The 16,240-nt window shown below is 47.9% G+C and carries 17 protein-coding genes and 2 tRNA genes; 7 read left to right on the top strand and 12 right to left on the bottom strand.

Translation table 11 applies throughout. The annotated features are described in order from the left end of the window. The first annotated feature begins 18 nt into the window (after window positions 1-18). The 5 genes from ICN16_RS06335 (at window position 19) to ICN16_RS09905 (ending at window position 4,321) form a co-directional block, all read left to right on the top strand. On the top strand, window positions 19-912 hold the full coding sequence (locus ICN16_RS06335) for a pseudouridine synthase (RefSeq protein WP_216135780.1): 894 nt from the start codon (window positions 19-21) through the stop codon (window positions 910-912). Between the two features lie 7 nt (window positions 913-919). Further along, window positions 920-2,002 carry a tRNA dihydrouridine(20/20a) synthase DusA gene (gene dusA, locus ICN16_RS06330; RefSeq protein ID WP_216861903.1) on the top strand — a complete coding sequence of 361 codons (1,083 nt, stop codon included), beginning with the start codon at window positions 920-922 and terminating at the stop codon, window positions 2,000-2,002. A 64-nt stretch (window positions 2,003-2,066) separates the two neighbouring features. Continuing rightward, window positions 2,067-2,142 (top strand) — tRNA-His (locus ICN16_RS06325). Between the two features lie 63 nt (window positions 2,143-2,205). Continuing rightward, window positions 2,206-2,976 carry an SUMF1/EgtB/PvdO family nonheme iron enzyme gene (locus tag ICN16_RS06320; RefSeq protein ID WP_216135779.1) on the top strand — a complete coding sequence of 257 codons (771 nt, stop codon included), beginning with the start codon at window positions 2,206-2,208 and terminating at the stop codon, window positions 2,974-2,976. 19 nt (window positions 2,977-2,995) lie between these two features. Beyond that, a complete protein-coding gene (locus ICN16_RS09905; protein WP_216135776.1) occupies window positions 2,996-4,321 on the top strand; it encodes an ATP-dependent RecD-like DNA helicase in 1,326 nt (441 codons plus the stop codon). Between the two features lie 6 nt (window positions 4,322-4,327). On the opposite strand, the gene ICN16_RS06310 is transcribed toward ICN16_RS09905, so the two are convergent. The 7 genes from ICN16_RS06310 to ICN16_RS06280 all read right to left on the bottom strand — a co-directional run bounded on the left by ICN16_RS06310 (window position 4,328) and on the right by ICN16_RS06280 (window position 11,290). Then, entirely contained in the window at window positions 4,328-5,917 is a 1,590-nt protein-coding gene (locus ICN16_RS06310; RefSeq protein ID WP_216135773.1) for a gamma-glutamyltransferase family protein, read from the bottom strand. Window positions 5,918-5,931: 14 nt separating this feature from the next. Continuing rightward, window positions 5,932-6,657, bottom strand: a complete 726-nt coding sequence (locus ICN16_RS06305) for an LrgB family protein (RefSeq protein WP_216135770.1) — start codon at window positions 6,655-6,657, stop codon at window positions 5,932-5,934. Then, the gene (locus ICN16_RS06300; RefSeq protein WP_216135768.1) at window positions 6,654-7,007 is read right to left on the bottom strand and encodes a CidA/LrgA family protein; all 354 of its coding nucleotides are present in this window, start codon (window positions 7,005-7,007) and stop codon (window positions 6,654-6,656) included. Before ICN16_RS06300 ends, ICN16_RS06305 begins: the two co-directional genes overlap by 4 nt. A gap of 23 nt (window positions 7,008-7,030) precedes the next feature. Then, on the bottom strand, window positions 7,031-7,885 hold the full coding sequence (purU, locus tag ICN16_RS06295) for a formyltetrahydrofolate deformylase (protein WP_216135766.1): 855 nt from the start codon (window positions 7,883-7,885) through the stop codon (window positions 7,031-7,033). Window positions 7,886-7,933: 48 nt separating this feature from the next. Then, window positions 7,934-8,395, bottom strand: coding sequence for a hypothetical protein (locus ICN16_RS06290; RefSeq protein ID WP_216135764.1), 462 nt, complete (start codon window positions 8,393-8,395; stop codon window positions 7,934-7,936). Next, the gene (locus ICN16_RS06285) at window positions 8,346-8,753 is read right to left on the bottom strand and encodes a surface-adhesin E family protein (RefSeq protein WP_216135762.1); all 408 of its coding nucleotides are present in this window, start codon (window positions 8,751-8,753) and stop codon (window positions 8,346-8,348) included. The genes ICN16_RS06290 and ICN16_RS06285 overlap by 50 nt, the downstream gene beginning before the upstream one ends. Before the next feature lie 71 nt (window positions 8,754-8,824). After that, a complete protein-coding gene (locus ICN16_RS06280; protein ID WP_216135760.1) occupies window positions 8,825-11,290 on the bottom strand; it encodes a penicillin acylase family protein in 2,466 nt (821 codons plus the stop codon). Between the two features lie 133 nt (window positions 11,291-11,423). Between ICN16_RS06280 and ICN16_RS06275 the strand changes: the two genes are divergently transcribed. Further along, window positions 11,424-11,512 (top strand) — tRNA-Leu (locus ICN16_RS06275). A gap of 45 nt (window positions 11,513-11,557) precedes the next feature. Beyond that, window positions 11,558-11,980: a hypothetical protein gene (locus ICN16_RS06270; RefSeq protein ID WP_255533667.1), complete on the top strand. Its 423-nt coding sequence runs from the start codon at window positions 11,558-11,560 to the stop codon at window positions 11,978-11,980. Here ICN16_RS06270 and ICN16_RS06265 read toward each other — a convergent pair. From ICN16_RS06265 to ICN16_RS06245, 5 genes are read right to left on the bottom strand one after another with little or no spacing between them, the layout of a single operon-like run. Continuing rightward, window positions 11,977-12,390, bottom strand: coding sequence for a biopolymer transporter ExbD (locus ICN16_RS06265; protein ID WP_215326769.1), 414 nt, complete (start codon window positions 12,388-12,390; stop codon window positions 11,977-11,979). The genes ICN16_RS06270 and ICN16_RS06265 overlap by 4 nt on opposite strands. A 2-nt stretch (window positions 12,391-12,392) precedes the next feature. Further along, window positions 12,393-13,085 (bottom strand): MotA/TolQ/ExbB proton channel family protein, encoded by a 693-nt coding sequence (locus tag ICN16_RS06260; RefSeq protein ID WP_216135759.1) that lies wholly within the window; start codon window positions 13,083-13,085, stop codon window positions 12,393-12,395. A gap of 4 nt (window positions 13,086-13,089) precedes the next feature. Then, window positions 13,090-13,785, bottom strand: coding sequence for an energy transducer TonB (locus ICN16_RS06255; RefSeq protein WP_216135756.1), 696 nt, complete (start codon window positions 13,783-13,785; stop codon window positions 13,090-13,092). Continuing rightward, a complete protein-coding gene (gene murI, locus ICN16_RS06250; RefSeq protein ID WP_216135754.1) occupies window positions 13,782-14,588 on the bottom strand; it encodes a glutamate racemase in 807 nt (268 codons plus the stop codon). Before murI ends, ICN16_RS06255 begins: the two co-directional genes overlap by 4 nt. A gap of 31 nt (window positions 14,589-14,619) precedes the next feature. Then, on the bottom strand, window positions 14,620-16,143 hold the full coding sequence (locus ICN16_RS06245) for a fumarate hydratase (protein WP_216135751.1): 1,524 nt from the start codon (window positions 16,141-16,143) through the stop codon (window positions 14,620-14,622). Between the last annotated feature and the right edge of the window lie 97 nt (window positions 16,144-16,240).

Below are 16,240 nucleotides of genomic sequence, written 5' to 3'. Positions count from 1 at the left end.
AACTTGGATTCACTGCTTATGAGAGTCAATTCCGAAGGCGTCTCCTCATCTAAGGTGTATTTACCTGCCGGGCAAGAGCACGCTTGTCTGCTGGATTTCTTTATCGCCAATTTCCCGCATATTGATAGAAGTGAGTGGGAAGCTCGTTTTACAGATGGCCTGGTATTTAATCAAGAGGGTGAGGCGCTTGCCGCAGGCGATGCCTATCTTCCCAATACACATTTAATGTATTTCAGGCGCTTGGCCAGAGAGCCGGAAATTCCTTTTGAGGAAAGTATCTTATTCCAGGATGAACATATTCTGGTGGCAGATAAACCCCATTTTTTACCGGTGACACCAAGTGGTCTATACCTGCATCAGACTCTACTCAATCGCCTAAAGAAAAAAACGGGTATTCAAGAGTTGAGTCCCATGCATCGGATTGATCGCGATACAGCGGGTCTAGTACTCTTCTCTATAAATCCCAATCAAAGAGCTCAGTATCAAAATCTCTTTAGGGACCGCGCAGTCAAAAAAGTCTATGAAGCAATCGCACCATACTCAGAAGTGCTCATCCAGAAATTACCGATGACCTACCAAAGCAGGCTGGAAGAATCAGAACACTTTTTACAAATGCAAGAAGTGGATGGTGAGGTTAATGCCGACACATTGATTGAATTACTTGAAGTCAATAGGCCCTGGGCTAAGTACCGCCTCACTCCAGGTAGCGGCAAGAAGCACCAATTGCGTTGTCATCTCAATAGCCTGGGTATTCCCATTCAGCATGACCAGATCTATCCTATCCTGACACCTTATCAAGAGTATGATTTGGACTTTTCCAAACCCCTACAGCTCTTGGCTAAAGAGATTTATTTCAAAGACCCAGTAACGGGGCAGGAGAGATTCTTTACTTCTCAAAGAGTATTAGGTTGATATCCGTATGACTGTAAAAACACCCAAGCGCTTAGCTGTTGCCCCAATGATGGAGTGGACGGATCGTCACTGCCGCTCTTTTCATCGCACGCTTACTAAAGAAGCGGTTCTCTATACCGAGATGGTGACTACCGGCGCTCTTATTCATGGGGATGTGCCACGTCATTTGGATTATTCACAAGATCAGCACCCCGTCGTTCTTCAGTTGGGTGGATCGGAGCCATCTGATTTAGCGAAGGCTGCAGAGTTGGCGCAGCAATGGGGTTACGACGAGATTGACCTCAATTGCGGCTGTCCATCTGAGCGTGTTCAACGCGGTGCTTTCGGTGCCTGTTTAATGGCTGAGCCACAACTCGTTGCTGATTGCGTTAAAGCGATGAAAGCGGCTGTTGATACTCCGATCACCGTAAAGCATCGACTTGGTTTAGACACGATGGATGCCGCCAATTCTGATGCGGATTATCAATTTGCTCTTAACTTCATTCTTGCTGTGGCCGATGCGGGCGCAAGTCTGGTAACTATCCATGCACGCAATGCTGTCCTAAAGGGTTTATCTCCCAAAGAAAATCGTAGCAAACCACCACTTCGTTATGCAGTGGCTGCAAAGCTTCGTTTGGATGCGCAAAAGCAATTTCCTGATCTCAAGGTATTGCTCAATGGCGGTCTGGAAACTAATGAGCAAATTGCAGGCCATTGGGATGACTTTGATGGCTTTATGGTGGGTAGGGCAGCCTATCATTTCCCGGCATTGCTTTTGGGTTGGGATGACATGATCAATACGGACGGCGATGCTGCTGGATACCTCTTTAGTGAGACCGAGTGGCATCGTATTCAGATTGCATTGGTGAAGCAGGTCCAGGCTTGGTTTGATGAATGTCAGGCCAAAGGAAAGCCTTTTTATATCGGCGCATTCACCCGCCATATTCTGGGCTTGGCTCATGGGAGGGCGGGCTCGCGTTACTGGCGCCAGCGCCTTTCTGATCACCATGCCCTGGCTAAAGTTCAAAGCAAGGCTGCTATTTTGGATTTCTTTATCGATGCGAGCTTATGCCTTGGGGATTGGGCTGCCTTTGAGTTTGAAGGCGCCTAAATCAGTAATCTAGGCCATTTTTGACAGGGTTTTGGCTCAAAAGCTATAATCTAAGTCTTCAGTGGCGGACGTAGCTCAGTTGGTAGAGTCCCAGATTGTGATTCTGGTTGTCGCGGGTTCGAGCCCCGTCGTTCGCCCCACCGAATACTGCAGTATCCTAAGGCTCCCTTTGCGGAGCTTTTTTATTTTTCTCGATTTCATCTATGAAAAAATTCGATCTTTTATCTATTCTTTTTGGCTTACTACTTTCTGTGATTGCGCTGTATTTCATGTTACGGCCATCTACTGCGGTTAGCGCCCCCGCATCCACCATTCCTACTATAAAAGTCGGGACTGTATCTTGGGATCAAACCGAGATGACGATTGCCGATGTCAAATCTTTTGCTGATGCCACTGGTTTTGTAAGTCAGGCCGAGAAGAATGGCGGCGGACTTTCTTATGAAGCAGGCTTTGTGAAAAAACCCGGTTGGACATGGAAGACTCCTTATGGCGTTCCTGCAAAATCAAATGAGCCTGCAGTGCATCTAAATCAAGCTGAGGCGGCCTCTGTTTGCCGCTTTTATGTCAAACGTTTGCCTACCGAATCTGAGTGGACTTCAGCCGCTTTTCTGGAGCAAAGAGAAGCTCCTCCAACGGGCTTCACCAAAGGGCAGCGCTACCCATTTCCAGGCGGTAGTAATCCATCGGTATCGCATTGCTTAAGCGGTTGTGGTGACTACAAGGGTGTGGCGCCAGCGGGTGCATTAAACCGCGGTACTGGCCATGTGCCTGTCGGTACCACCAAGCCTGGAGTCAATGGATTGTTCGATATGGGTGGCAATGTTTGGGAATGGACTGCAACTGAGCGTAATGGCGGCTTCATTACTCGCGGTGCTTCTTGGTGGTACGGCCCAGAGAGGCAAAAAGAGACTGATGTGGAGTCTAAGCCTGCCGATATTGGCGTAGTTTATATAGGCTTTCGCTGCGTTAGTTGATCCCATGAAACAATAGGGGATGACCAATCCTGTAGTCGACCCATCCGCCATTGAAATCACTCCTGAATACCAGGACGTAATCGACGCTATCGAGCGTCACGACCCCTATATTTTTGTGAGCGGTAAGGCAGGTACTGGTAAGACAACCTTAATTGGTTACCTGCGTGAGAACATTCCTGGCAACGTAGTAGTAGTGGCGCCAACTGGTGTAGCTGCGTTACAAGTGAAGGGTGTCACTATTCATTCCTTCTTTCGCTTGCCGCCACGCTTGATCTTTCCAGAGGAGGATATCAAGCCCTTAAAAGATAAGCGCCTCTATAAAGATATTCGCCTACTCATTATTGATGAGATCTCGATGGTGCGTGCAGATGTAGTGGATGCGATGGACTTATTCCTTCGTGCCAATGGTCCGCACAAGAGTCAACCCTTTGGCGGTATTCAAGTCATGTTTGTGGGGGACTTGTTTCAGTTGCCTCCAGTAGTTTCTAATGCCGATATGCAGGTGCTCTCTGAGCGCGGTTATGAGGGCCCTTATTTCTTCTGCGCCATGGCCTTGCATCGCAAAGATGTCACAATGGTAGAGCTTTCAAAGATCTTCCGTCAGAAGGATGCGCACTTCGCAGGCCTTCTTAATCAAATCCGTATCAATCAAGATATTGATGAAGCACTCGACACCTTAAATGCCGTTTGTTATGAAACCAAAAAAGAGGCTGATGAGCAAACCATCACCTTAACTACGACTAACGCACGCGCAGATCAAATTAATGGCGCAGGCTTGCGAGCATTAACAACCGATGCCAAGGTCTATACCGGCAATAGCACAGGTAAGTTCAATGTGGATGATCGAAATCTGCCATCACCCAATCACCTCACGCTAAAAGTGGGTGCTAAGGTCATGTTTACCGCGACCGATAGTAACTTCCCTAAGCGTTGGGTCAATGGCACGATTGGAGTGGTGCGCGAGTTGCTACCCAATACCGTCAAAGTGATGGTGCAGAACGGGCCATACTCAAATACAGTTGAAGTGAAAGGTCATCAGTGGGAATCTTATCGCTATGACCATGACATGATGTCCGGAAAGATTTCACCAAACATCATCGGCACCTTTGTACAGATTCCGCTCATGCTAGCTTGGGCTGTCACCATTCATAAGAGTCAGGGCAAGACCCTCGATAAGATCAAAGTCGATTTATCTTCAGGAGCGTTTGCGTCAGGGCAGGTCTATGTAGCCCTCAGCCGCTGTACCTCTATTGAAGGTATCACTCTAGAGCGACCCATACAGCCCAAGGATGTGAGCTGTGATCAAGAGGTGAAGCGTTTTTATCTGAACTGTTTGCCTGGCTAACTGTTTTTAGAAGCCTGCTGCCATTCCATCGCGACGATGGTCACTACCGGCAATATAGGCATCCTGGGTTTCTTCGCCCAATAACGCAATAGCTTGTGCGCTTCCAAAGTCCAGGCTATTTGCTGGCATCACAGCAACTTCATGTCCCATCGCCTTTAAGCCCTCAACTACAGCGACTGGCATGGAAGCCTCAACAGTCAGTTTGCCCACATCATCAATTCTCCAGCGGGGTGCATCTGAGCAGGCTTGTGGATTGAGATACTCATCAACAAAACGCATCACAAACTGAATATGACCTTGTGGCTGCATATTGCCACCCATCACACCAAACGCCATAGCCGGCTGATTTCCCTTGGTTAAGAATGCCGGAATAATGGTGTGGAAAGGGCGCTTACCAGGCGCAACTTGATTGGGGTGACCATCAACCAGGCTAAAGCTCATGCCGCGGTTATGGAATGCAATACCGCCAGGGGCAACAACACCTGAACCAAAGCCTTTAAAGTTCGACTGAATGTAAGAAATCATCATGCCAGATTGATCTGCGGCACAAAGATAAACCGTACCACCAGCATGGGGATCCCCAGCACCATAGCTACCCGCTTGATTGTGATTAATCAGTGCGGCACGACTAGCCAAATAATCTCTATCCAGTAATGCGCTTGTTGGCACCCTCATGGTACTGGCATCAGATACATGAGCGTATGCATCTGCAAAGGCTATGCGCATCGCTTCTACTTGCAGATGAATGCGTTGTGCAGAATTGGCTGGATATTGTTTTACATTGGCTGCTTGCAAAATACCGAGCGCCATCTGAGCGACGATGCCCGAACCATTTGGTGGAATCTCGTGCAGGGTGTAGTCACCATAATCAAATGCCAAAGGCTCAACCCACTCAGTTTGATTATTCGCAAAGTCAGCCATGGTGAAGCAGCCGCCCGTACTTTGGGCAAAATCAACCATGCTCTGCGCTAATTTACCGGTGTAAAAAGATTCACCTTCGGTCTCTGCAATCTCGCGGAGTGTTTTAGCTTGAGCGGGGTAACGCCAAATTTGACCAGCAGTCGGTGCTTTGCCATCAATTAAAAATGACTCGCTAAAACCAGGTTGATTTTTCAGAATCGGAATTGCTTCGCGCCATTGACGCGCGATTACCGGTGAGACTGGAAAGCCATTCTCTGCATAGTCAATTGCGCGCTTAAAGAGTTGTGCAAAAGGTAGCTTGCCAAACTTGCGTGATAACTCAATCCACCCCGAAACCATTCCTGGCACTGTCACTGTATTCCAGCCAATGAGATCCATTGCCGCTTTGCCGGCAAAGTAGTCTGGCGTCCATGCAGCAGGTGCACGCCCAGAGGCATTCATGCCGTGGAGTTTCTTACCATCCCAAACGAGCGCAAATCCATCGCCACCCAAGCCATTCATGGTGGGCTCAACCACAGTCAGTGTGATCGCAGTGGCTAAGGCTGCATCAACTGCGTTGCCACCACTTTGCAAAGCCTCAATGCCGGCTTGTGTAGCTAAGGGTTGCGAACTAGCAACTGCATTCTTGGCGAGGACTGGGGCGCGACCGCCACCAAAAGGAGGGGAAATCAACATAATTTGAAATTCTCTTAATTAAATACGTGATACAAAATTGGAATAGCTACGGCACTAATCACGCCATTCATACCCATCGCAAGACTGGCGTAAGTTCCTGCCTCAGGATGAATACTAAATGCTCGCGAGGTGCCAATACCGTGTGCGCCAATGCCGATTGCAAAGCCACGCTGCCACCACGCCTTCATTCCCAGCGCATTCAGGATAAATGGCGCCAAAATAGCCCCCAGAATCCCGGTAGTCACTGCAAAGATAGCAGTCAAGGTTGGAGATACGCTAATACGCTCAGCAATACCCATGGCGATTGGTGCGGTGACGGATTTGGGATACATGGCGCCAGTAATGCTGGAGTCAGCCCCAAATAATTTGGCAATATTCACCGCGCTAATGATGGATATCAAGCCGCCTGCAAGTAAAGACGCTAGCAAAGGAAGTGACCTACCCTTAAGACTGCTGAGCCCTCTATATATTGGTATTGCCAAAGAGACTGTGGCTGATCCCAATAAGAAGTGAATAAATTGCGCCCCTTCAAAGTAGGTGGAATAGGGCATCTCAATAAATTGAATCATGCTCGCAACCAGAATGATGGCAATGGCTACTGGGTTAGCTAATGGATTCTGCTTGGTGGCTTTATAGATCAGGAGACCAATTTGATAGGCTGCCAAAGTAATGAAGAGGGCAAACAAGGGGCTACCTGATAGATAAACCCAGATCTCGACAATGGAGTGCTTTTCACTCATGACTCAGTACTTTCTGGCTTTGCACTCAGAAAGCGAACAACAATTGCCGTGGTAGCAATTGTCAAAATCACGCTAGCAACTAAGGCGCTCACAATAGCTAGCGCGTTGGCTTTGAGTTGAGGTAAAAATAGCACCACCCCAACTGCTGCTGGTACGAATAAGAGCCCAAGGTACTGGCTAAAGCCATCGGCTACCATCGCGAGATCGCTATTAATACCTTTGCGTAGCACCAGCCAAATGATCAGCAGTACCAAGCCAATAACAGGGCCAGGCAGGGTGGGCAGGGCGAACTTGGATACAAGCTCCCCCAGACTTTGGAATAAAAGAATTTGAACAAGGCCGGAGATCATAGATAAGGCCTCAGAGATTTAACTCAATCAGAGAAGACTACTGAAGTCGCGCCGTTAATCAAAACGCGGTCATGCAGGTAGTAGCGAAGAGCACGTGAAAGTACGGTGCGCTCTAAATCTCGACCTTTGCGAACCAAGTCTTCAGGTGTATCGCCATGGGTGACACGAGTCACGTCTTGTTCAATGATTGGACCTTCATCCAAATCGCTGGTGACAAAGTGCGCTGTAGCTCCAATCAACTTAATACCGCGGGCATGAGCCTGATGGTAAGGCTTGGCACCTTTAAAGCTTGGTAAGAATGAGTGATGAACGTTGATGCAGCGCCCCGATAACTGGGTGGATAAGTCATCCGACAGAATTTGCATGTAGCGCGCCAAAATAACCATGTCTACTTTTGAATTGGCAACAATCTCTAAAAGTTTTGCCTCTTGAGCTGGTTTGGTTTCTGGTGTTACGGGGAGGTGATAAAACGGAATGTCCGCAAAATCAATGCTGGAGTACACCTCACGTGGATGATTGGACACGATTCCGCAAATGATCATTGGAAGTTCGCCAATGCGCCAGCGATAGAGAAGATCTACCAAGCAATGATCTAGCTTAGACGCCATGATCAATACGCGTTTCAAATCCTTCACCGCACGCAAGTCCCAAGTGAGATCAAACCGTTTGGCGATCTCTACAAAACCTGCCTTCAGGGTTTTGCTGTCAGCGCTGCAGCTAAAGCTGACGCGCATAAAGAAGCGCTTAGAGGCTTTGTCATCGAATTGCTGAGCTTCTTCAATATCACCACCCAATTCAAAGATATAGGTTGAGACGGCAGCAACAATGCCTGGTCGATTGGGGCAGGTTAGTGTGAGGTAGTAATTTTCTGTAGTCATGGCTTCAATAGAGGTAAAGATTGCTGAATAAGCGTAATTTTAGACTGCTTATTTGGAAGTGGGCGGGCTATCTGCTGGCCCAAAGTAGGGTTCACTCATATCTTTGATTGTGGGGATGGGGATATCCGAGCAAATAGGCTTTGACCCCAAAGCATTCAGGAAGTTGCAGTCTTGCTTAGTTGCTGCTGAGGCAGCGTGTTCTAAAGGGGATTTTCCGGTGGTTACGGTAGAAATCGCACTCACTGCAGTCGAAGGATTAGCGACTGCAACCGATGCAGCAGCGGTCCCTGCAGAGCTGGCTGCAGTAGTGGCTGAACCGCCTAAAGCCAATAGTGGTGCTGCACAGCCACTCAAATTCAGGCAGATGAGCGCGCCTCCCAGAATGGTGCTGACATAAAAGCAAAAAGCAGACCAGCCCGAAGGGTTTGGTCTGCTTTGGCAGGCATTCAAAGCGATATATTTATTTGCGTTGGCAGACAACGTTGAATACTCCAGCCGTCCAGGATTCATTTACGATAGGCTCAAATTGGCTTTTGGGGGTTTTATTGTCAGAAACAACCTTGCCAGTGCCCTTGTTGCCTGCAAATTCTTTGTACTCAATTGGGCGATAGCTAATTGTTGGGCAGTTGTATTCATTGATGCCAATGATTGAGCTGACAGGTTGTTTAGTTTTTGGATTCATGCCAGGCTTCTTCAGATCGAGCATTGACAAAATTTGTACGTTCTCGCCTGATGCGCTAACCGTATCAAGGTCAACGTAGACCACCATTAATTCATTCGATCCCAATTCTTTCCACTCAGCGAAGCTGCTCGAAAAAGGTAATAAGGAGAGCGCAGTAAAGATAGTGAGTGCGTGTAATTTTTTCATGATTGATGGCGTTGTCGTTAATTGGGTTAAGCCCACACTGGGCCTCTAAGTCTTATTCTAAACTCTCCCGCCTATTTTTCCTTAATATTCAAATCCAGTTGCCGGGTAATCTTTTGAGGTTTCATTTGCAAGGGCAGGTATTCATTCCGAGCCCAAAGGGAGCTCATGTTTCGGTAGAGCTTGTTCTGTACCCAGCCAGATTGCCCGGTTTGGTAGATAAAGAGGGATTGCTCTAAATCGGAGAGATCGTAGAGCGTCCTAAGGCTAGGTGCTTGTTTGGTTTCAAAAGGATTATCAGCCCTGAGCAGTTCAAGTCTACCCACATTGACGCTAAAACTATCTCCAGGAAACGGCTGTGTCAAATTGAAGAGGCTACCCAGCAATGGCACCTTGCTTAAAGGGCGATGCTCTGAAACCGCAATATGGGCATTGCCCCAAGCCCAATTCTTGGGATTGCTACCAAATTGCGCACTCAGTTGCTCTAGTGCTTTATTTAATGCTGCATTTGAAGCATCGGCACAGCTCTCGATCTGTTCAGTTTGAGGATCGTTGCACCAGGGGCTATTTGGATCTTGTAATTGCAATATCAGTGGATGCCTAAAGTTACGTGCCCCATAATTTTCTGTAAATAAATACCCTAAACGCGAAAAAAGTTTTCTTGAAAGCTGATCAGCCCAGGCATTAAATATGAGGGCACCAGTGCTATCGATTTTCATGTCCCCGTCAAAGTTTCTGCTGAGCTCAATAGCTTGTTGCGCCAATGGATGCGTTGATTGGGCTGACTTAAATAACTCCAGTAATGGTGTGGCACCCAAAGAGAGGGTATCTGCTTGCATCGATTTCATGGAGGCGAGATCATGTGTTGATTTACCTTTAATCAACTCCACAATTCGATCGTAGCGGGTTGGCAGATCCCAATCGCCGGTCAGTGGATTTGGATCGTTGTTAGCCAGTACTTTCTGGTTGGCTGTAGCGATCCAGTGGGAGTCTGGATTGCTGCTGCTGGGTAATTGATCAAAGGGGACGTATCCACCCCAGTCATATTGCTTTTCCCAGCCCAGAGCTGGCGCTACCCCATACAAACCATGGTGTAAGGTGCGCTTGGGTGCAACACCAGCAGCCTGAAACGAAATGTTGCCATCCACATCTGCCATCACAACGTTTTGCATAGGCGCATAATTTTTGCGTAGCGCTTGCTTGAACGTATCCAAGTCTTTAGCGTGATTCATTTCTAGCAAGCCAGCAACGGATTGATTTTCAAGGTCTAGCGCAGTCCAGCGTAAAGCCAGAGCAAAGCGATCGGTATCAATGGCTCGCTTGGCGCGTGCATACGATTCAGAAATCACTGGACCATGCCGAGTCTCTTTGACCAAAAAGCGTAGAGGAGGCTCGCCTTTGATGTCGATAATTTCTTGGCGAACTTTGAAGGGGAGTGGGCCCTCTGGTCCTCGATAGATGCCAGGATTTTTCGGATCGAGTTGCTCGATATACAAATCCTGAACATCGGGACCGGTATTTGTAAAGCTCCAAGCAAACTTATCAGTTCTTCCAAGTACCACTGCCGGAATACCGGGCAGGGTTGCGCCAATCACGTTGAGGCCCGGAGCCTCGAGATGAGCCATATACCAAATCGCTGGCGCTGATAAGCCGAGATGCGGGTCGTTGGCCAGCAAGGGCTTGCCAGATGCAGTCAGTTTGCCGCTAAGAGCCCAGTTATTGGATCCAATGCCATCTTTTCCGCCTGGCACTTCATTGATAGCTAATTCAGTTGCGGGTAGCTTCTTCGACTTTTGATCGCGTGCGAGTGGGTTCGGATTAAAAACGTTGATGTCCCGATACATTTTGGCAAAGTCAACATTGCTCACCGGGTCGCCTGGCGTATATGCTGGCATTACTTCCCATACTTGTTTCGTAGTTAAGAATTGTGAGAGCTCAAGGCGTTGCAATTCTTTATGCCAGTTACCACCCAGATCTAGTGCCATCATCAGCATCCACGCTACGCTATCGGTAGGTGACCAATGGCCTGGTTTGGAGCCGGTTAAAAAATATTCCATCGGAAGTGCCCATCCTAGGTGGGCATTTCCAGCATTCACTCCATCCGCATAGGATTGCAGTAATCGCTTGGTAGCGATGGGGTAGCGATCAAACTGTTTTTCAGCGGCATGCTTAATGCCTAGCGTACGAATAAAGCGATCGATTGCTAAGGTTTCTTTTCCAAGAATTTCGGAGAGTCGCCCGCTAGATAGGCGGCGATTAATTTCCATTTGCCAAGAGCGTTCGCTGGCATGTAAATAGCCCAAAGCAAAGAGCGCGTCAGTAGAGGTCTTGGCCTGAATATGGGGGATATCACTTTCATCAAAGGTAATTGCAACTGAGTCCCCGAGGGTTTTAATGATCCGCTTACCAGAGGGGTTGGTTTGGGCTGAGAGCAAATAGAATAGGCTCACTCCAGCAAGCAAGACCAATGCCCCGGATCCCAGCCAAAAGACGGCCTTAAATAGGGTTTTAAGACCTGGACTTGGTGTCGATATTTTCATGGGAATAGTTTAGTGGGTTTGCTCTAGCCTCAGCCTAAGCTTGATGAAAGCAGGCTTCCCATCACCGATAGGTCTCGCATGCTAAAATTTTGCTTGTCTTGATTTATTTAGTACGGCTTTATTGCTCGTGCGAGCCCGAGTGGTGAAATCGGTAGACACAGCAGATTTAAAATCTGCCGACTCAAAAAAGTCGTGCCGGTTCGATTCCGGCCTCGGGCACCAATCGATTGATTTCAGGCATCCTTGAAATACCTCCATATTCTTTTCTTGTTTTCATATTCCGCCCTCTGTTTGGCGGCAGAGCCTCTCGTTTTTACTTGTACCCGTTCAGAAAAGAATTACACCGAGACCTACGAGCTCAAGGTGAGTCCTGGCTCAAAAAATCAGAAGGCAAAAGTATTTGTTGATGATCGGGATTTAGATCAGTCAGATGAGTTGGGTCGGCAAGTAATTAAAAATGTCCTTGTCACTGAACCCACGGTACTCATTTCGATGGAAGCGCACTTTCCACCAGAGAGTTTTGATGGTGTTCAGTATGGGGCTGGTTCAGTAATTACAGCAATCACAATTCATCGCGCCACTGGTCAGCTTAGAAAAGCGGAGACCATTCGGGGTGGAATTCTCTCGGCAACCCTCGGTGAGGGTACGAAGACTTACCAAGAGCAGTGTGCAGTCGCTACAAAACCTTAGTTAGGTTCAGTCACAAATCCAAGCTTCGTTAAGCCAGCCCTGCGTGAAGCTGCCAATACTTGAGCAACATATTCATACTTCACAGACTTATCTGCGCGCAAATTGATTTCCGGCTGCGGCTCTTTTTGAGCGGCTTTTTCTGCATAGCCATCAAATGTCTTTAAATCAATCGGCGTGCTATTCCAGAATATTTGCCCCTGAGCATCAATCGAGAGCTGCACCGATTCTGGCTTTACTTCATTACGTACGCTATTTGCTTTTGGGAGCTCAACCTTCACTGCCTGCTGAATCACCGGCAGCGTGATGATGAAAATAATTAACAGCACCAACATGACGTCCACCATCGGAGTCATGTTGATTTCGGCCATGATGCCGCTTTCTTCTTGATCGTTCTGAAGATTAAAAGACATGATTATTCTCCGGACTTCACGCGGGCACCGGTTACAAAGTAAGCGAGGAGATCATTGCCAAAGCGATTGAGATCAGCGACCAATAATTTGTTGGCACGATTAATCGCATTGAAGCCAAGCACGGCTGGAATCGCTACTGCCAAACCTAGGGCAGTCATGATGAGCGCCTCACCAATCGGGCCGGCAACTTGATCAATCTGCGCACTACCTGAGCTGCTGATTGCGATCAAAGCGTGATAGATGCCCCACACAGTTCCAAATAGGCCAATAAACGGTGCAGTTGCGCCGGTTGAGCCCAGGAAGGTAAGACCCTTTTGAAGTTGCGCAGCAACACCATCAATGCTGTTCTTGAGGCTTCTGGCCATCCATTCAGAGTAATTCAATGTTTGCAGGAGTTCGCGATGATTGGTTGATTGGCTTTGGTGGTGGGTAGAGGCACCGCTCGCAGCCTTAGCAATCTGATAGTAAGGATTGCTTGCGTGGCTAGTGAAAGCACTTAAACCCTGGTCGTATGAAGTGGCACGCCAAAATTGATCGAGCTCAGGTTTCAGTTTGCGCAGATTGCGCAAATCCCAAAAGCGGGATAGCAAGATTACCCAAGTCACAATTGAGCAAATCAAAAGTGCGATTGCCACAAAGCGGGTGATTGCATCGCCCTCGAGCCATAAATTCGCTAAGCCAAATGGTGTGTTCATAATGTTAATTCTTTAAATTAAATTTGATTAAAAGGTTGGTAGAAATTCTTTGGGGCGAACCATTTACTAGAAATGGTTTAAAGCGATAGCGACGACCAATTTCAGTTGCTGCTCGATCTAACCTTGGAAAAGAGCTAGAACGTAATAAAGCAACATCCTCAACACTTCCTGTTTCATCAATAATCAATCGAACCACTACTTCACCTTGCTCTCCCGATCTCTTGGAGAAGGAGGGGTAGTAGGCATCTGCATCTGGCTGATAGACGACGACCAGTTTACCAATGTCAGTCTGAATCGGTGTGCCACTAGATCCCGAAGAGGTGGCAGGCGCAACCGTTGCATTTGGAGCCTGTGAGTCACTTTTGGATTGCTGAGGCGTTGGCGGGGTAGCGGCCTGTTGCTGTGCTTGTGGTGGGCTTGGTGCTTGAGTGGATTTCTCTTCCACTGTTTTCTTCTTCTGCTCTTGCTTTGGCTTAGGTGGAGGTGCAGCTGGAGCAGCTTGTGGCTGTTTAGCAGCTTCAGGACTCACGAGGTTAGCCATCACGCGCGAATCATCAAGGTTGCTGTCATGGTCTGGCTTCATGCCATTCTGAAAGCCAATCAAAAAGAGTAGATGCAGGCCAATAACAATGCCCAGGATGATGCGTTCAGTTTTATTGAACGGCAGACGGGCATTTAATTGACTGAAGAAGGTGCTCATTTGAACGTGCTTACCAATTGAGATTCAATGCTGTGCTCATCCAAATCAGATTGCATGAGTTCTTGGGCCATTTGATGCAAGAGCGATGCATCTTTGCTGCTCATTAATTTAATAGAGCCACATGTGCCAGCAGATAACTCTTTTCCTTGCGCCTCTAGCTTGCGTTTAAGCTGACGCACTACAGCATCACTGGTATCAATCAAATTGATTGAATCCCCGAGTAACTTGCGAATAGCTTTGCGTAAGAAAGGGTAGTGAGTACATCCCAAAACTAGAGTGTCCGCTCCTGCATCTTGAATAGGTTCAAGATGCTCAGCCAATAGCTCCAAAGTTTCTTCGCCATTGGCTTGTCCCGCTTCAATTAGGGGGACTAGACCGGCGCCAGCTTGCTTAATAAATTGACAGTTGGGAAGGGTGGCTAGCAAAGCGCTAAATTTATCGCTCTTTAGTGTGGCTTCGGTAGCGAGAACACCGACTACGCCATTGGTGGACTGCATGGCTGCAGGCTTGATGCCTGGCTCAACACCGATGATGGGGATGCTGCTGAGTTCATCACGAATATCGGCAATGGCTTCAGCAGTTGCGGTATTGCATGCAACTAGAATCGCATCGCATCCTTGAGCTGCTAAATATTGACACAGCTCCATACTGCGTGAAGCAATCCACTCGCTGGATTTTTCTCCATAAGGCGCATTGATGGAGTCGGCTAAATAAATATAGTCATGCTCGGGAAGCTGGCGCAGAGCCTCATCCAAAATGGATAAGCCTCCAACGCCAGAATCAAAAACCCCGATGAGTGCCAAGTAAAGGTCGCTTAACTATGTATTAGTTGTCTTACGCAATCTTGACTGGAATGCCAGCAATCTTCGCTTGCCATTCTTTTGGCCCAGTTTCATGCATAGAGATACCAGCAGAGCTCACAGCTACGGTTACTGGCATATCTTTGACATCGAATTCATAAATAGCTTCCATGCCCAGATCAGCAAATCCAACTACCTTTGCCGTCTGAATTGCTTTAGAGACTAAGTACGCGGCACCACCAACAGCCATGAGGTAAGCAGACTTATGTTTCTTAATTGCTTCAATGGCAATGGGGCCACGTTCTGCTTTACCAATCATGGAGATCAAGCCAGTCTTGGCCAACATCATCTCAGTGAACTTATCCATACGTGTCGATGTAGTTGGGCCTGCTGGACCAACCGCTTCATCACCCACTGGATCCACTGGACCAACGTAATAGATCACGCGATTTTTAAAGCTCACTGGCAATTCTTCGCCTTTGGCAAGCATGTCCTGAATGCGCTTATGTGCAGCGTCACGCCCAGTCAAAATTTTGCCATTCAGGAGTAGTGTTTCGCCTTCTTTCCAGCCGGCTACTTCTTCGGCTGTCAAGGTGTCCAAGTTCACGCGCTTGGATTTTTTAGTGTCTGGAGTCCAAGTCACATCTGGCCAATCGGATAAAGAAGGCTTTTCTAATATCGCTGGGCCATCGCCATGTAAGTGGAAATGTACGTGACGGGTCGCGGCACAGTTTGGAATCATCGCCACTGGCAATGAGGCGGCGTGCGTTGGGTATTCCATGATCTTGATATCTAGAACTGTAGCCAAGCCACCGAGGCCTTGTGCGCCAATACCGAGTTGATTCACCTTCTCGTATAGCTCTAAGCGAAGCTCTTCAGCGCGAGTTTTTGCACCGCGTGCGATCAGCTCTTGAATATCCACAGGGCCCATCAAGGACTCTTTTGCCATCAACATGGCTTTTTCTGGAGTGCCGCCAATGCCAATACCGAGGATGCCAGGAGGGCACCAGCCAGCACCCATTGTTGGAACAGTCTTGAGAACCCAGTCCACGATGGAGTCGGAAGGGTTGAGCATGACCATCTTGGCTTTGTTTTCAGAGCCACCACCTTTAGCTGCACAAATCACCTCTACATCGTCACCCGGAACGATTTCGTAGTGAACAACAGCAGGGGTGTTATCACCCGTGTTTTTACGTTTACCCGCGGGGTCGGTCAGAACTGATGCGCGCAATGGGTTGTCTGGGTTCATATAAGCCCGACGAACCCCTTCATTCACCATCTCGGTCACACTCATCGTGGCATCGCCCCATTGGACATTCATACCAATTTTGAGGAAAACGACAGCAATACCCGTGTCCTGGCACATAGGGCGGTGGCCTTCAGCGCACATGCGGCTATTGGTCAAAATCTGAGCAATCGCATCTTTAGCTGCGGCACCCTGTTCAAGCTCGTAAGCCTTACCCATGGCCGAGATGAAGTCCTTGGGATGGTAGTAAGAAATGAACTGAAATGCGTCTGCAACGCTTTGAATAAGGTCGTTTTGTTTGATATTTGTCATGGTTTTGGGCTTAATTTTGTAAGGTTTCTTCTATTTTAAGGGTTTGCCATAGAGCAAATCTAGCGTGTTTTCACTTATCTTATTAGCTCTTGGGGAT

This window comes from Polynucleobacter sp. es-MAR-4 (assembly GCF_018882055.1).
Classification (GTDB): Bacteria; Pseudomonadota; Gammaproteobacteria; order Burkholderiales; family Burkholderiaceae; genus Polynucleobacter.
The sequence above is the reverse complement of the archived record's forward strand: the minus strand, read 5'-3'. Positions and strand labels throughout refer to the sequence as shown.